Consider the following 2,157-nt stretch of genomic DNA (forward strand, 5'->3'; position numbering starts at 1 on the left):
AAAATGTGGGCCACCTAAAGACCCTGCATTGCCAATGCTCGCAACTGAAACAGGCTTACTTTCAAAGCAACCATTAAGTAAAAAGCACATGCTTACAGCGATTAAAAATCTAAACTTCATTATCAAATACCACTCGCTTGAGTTGGTTTTCTTCTTTCGTTACTGGATTAACAAGACTGCAACACTACCTAACGGTTGAGTTAATAACTTTTCATTCAACGTTTTTAAAGCCACATCACATCCTGTCAATTGATGCAGGTTAAGATATGGAAAATCGGCTGTTTCTATGATTAGGGTGTATTATCCGTAAATGGTTTGTCTGACACCTCTCCCTTACCGTCATATAAAACAACGACTTTTGTATTACCTGTCTTGCTATATGGCGCAGAGTGTACCCAACCATTAGGATCTGCATTCTCTCGGATAGTACAGTCATTATGCTTTCTACTGGGATTGCAAGAGTACTTGTATAATAGTAATACTTGCTCTTTATTTACTAAGACCTGCATAACTCCATTTGTCTTAAAGTTTGGGTAATAATGGTTGATTGTCTCTATTTTTTGCTTGGCAAGCTCACTGTCTATCACATCATCAATGCGAAACCACTTAGTATCATAATTCTCATCGAAATTACCCCATTCGGGCTTCCAACGCTGTTGCCATTTTTCACGAGATGAGCCGCCACCAACCCCATTTTCCCATTGCCCCTTAATGGCGCTAGGGATACCTATGCCAATGCCTGCGCTAGCACAACAGCCCTGAACACTCCCATACGCAAAGTTTGCTCCTCCACCATAAATATCACTGACCCACATATCACGAATAAAATGTGGACCACCTAAAGACCCTGCATTGCCAATGCTCGCAACTGAAACAGGCTTACTTTCAAAGCAACCATTAAGTAAAAAGCACATGCTTACAGCAATTAAAAATCTAAACTTCATTATCAAATACCACTCGCTTGAGTTGGTTTCCTTCTTTCGTTACTGCATTAACAAGACTGTCCATTGCAGTCTCACACCCTGGGTTGATGAGTGCATCATGAGGGCGATGTATCCATTCCTTACCATACTGGTTAATCTCATCTTGCCAATGTGTCGGTGTAATACTACCTAACGGTTGAGTTAATAACTTTTCATTCAACGTTTTTAAATCCACATCACATCCTGTCAATTGACTGAAATCTTGCGGATAGGCGAGCTTTTCGTCATCCCAATTCACACCTGCAACCTCTGCCTGCTGTTTCATTCTTTCTAATGGCAGAGCCGATAGAGCATTGCTAATAGGCTGTAGCTCGTAATAATAAAAAATGCCATTCACCAGTGTCACAACACCATATAAACCCTTAGTTCTGCATTCCAAATTCCAAGCGTCTTGAGCGTGCTTGTGTAGCTGCTCACTGTATGCGGCTGCTCCGTAAACAGTCTGTTGTGTTTTTATCTCTTCCCTTATGGATTCTGTTTTTATTAACTCTCGATTATAAGTTGCAGACAGAGGCATACCATACCTTGTAGGTAAACCTTGCTTTGCATACTGCTCTTTTGAAGGATAGCCGCCACCAATGTCTGTGTGACAGCCAGCAAACACCTCCTCATAAAAGTTAGAAGGTAGAACGCCATCGCTAGGTCGTAGAGATGTTAGAGGGAAGTTCTTTCTGTATTCGTGATGGGCGCTTATCTGGAATACACGCTCCGCACAACTAGCATCAAGTCCTAACTCAAAATTGCCTTCATCGTTGTTTCCAGCTAGATAGAACGAGCCTACGGTATCGAACAGCCCAACAAAACGAACACTACAGGTACGTGTCTCGTCAGGATAGTAACCATGTTTAGCTTGGCTACTGACGTCATCTTGGTGCGCTAATAAGTTGGGGAAAACTTCACCGAATGCTTCACCGTCACGTGGCTTGTTATAATCAGGCAATCCATCTTTAACGGCATTAACAAAGTGACGAGCTAAAGCCGCTCCGCGTGTAAAATGCCCCAGTATCGTCAGCAACAAGGTTGTAAGCGGTGTCAATGAGCGTATATGTTTTCTCTAAATTATTTGGGCTGACACCAAACGCCTGAGCTAAATCGACTTCATCTTTTCCTTCATCTATCAAGGTTGGGTTTTGCCACGCTCCATCCACAGTCCCGACCCCAGCAACATAAATTT

4 protein-coding genes are annotated in these 2,157 nt (G+C 42.4%); 1 reads left to right on the top strand and 3 read right to left on the bottom strand.

Features of this window, described 5'->3' with window-relative positions:
• Positions 1-199, top strand: a 199-nt coding sequence (locus tag QTN95_RS20400; protein ID WP_331418812.1) for a hypothetical protein, incomplete at its 5' end; no start/stop codon positions are given.
• A gap of 91 nt (positions 200-290) precedes the next feature.
• Here the strand turns inward: QTN95_RS20400 and QTN95_RS20405 are convergent.
• The 3 genes from QTN95_RS20405 to QTN95_RS20415 all read right to left on the bottom strand — a co-directional run.
• On the bottom strand, positions 291-944 hold the full coding sequence (locus QTN95_RS20405) for a hypothetical protein (protein ID WP_331418813.1): 654 nt from the start codon (positions 942-944) through the stop codon (positions 291-293).
• On the bottom strand, positions 934-1,923 hold the full coding sequence (locus QTN95_RS20410) for a phospholipase effector Tle1 domain-containing protein (protein ID WP_331418814.1): 990 nt from the start codon (positions 1,921-1,923) through the stop codon (positions 934-936). The genes QTN95_RS20405 and QTN95_RS20410 overlap by 11 nt, the downstream gene beginning before the upstream one ends.
• 16 nt (positions 1,924-1,939) lie before the next feature.
• Positions 1,940-2,157, bottom strand: a 218-nt coding sequence (locus tag QTN95_RS20415; RefSeq protein ID WP_331418815.1) for a hypothetical protein, incomplete at its 5' end; no start/stop codon positions are given.

The organism is Vibrio sp. M260112 (assembly GCF_036533775.1).
Classification (GTDB): domain Bacteria; phylum Pseudomonadota; class Gammaproteobacteria; order Enterobacterales; family Vibrionaceae; genus Vibrio.

Bases quoted from the DNA above. Each gene is read 5' to 3' on its own strand.
- QTN95_RS20405 (WP_331418813.1), bottom strand. From the start codon at position 944: ATGAAGTTTAGATTTTTAATTGCTGTAAGCATGTGCTTTTTACTTAAT.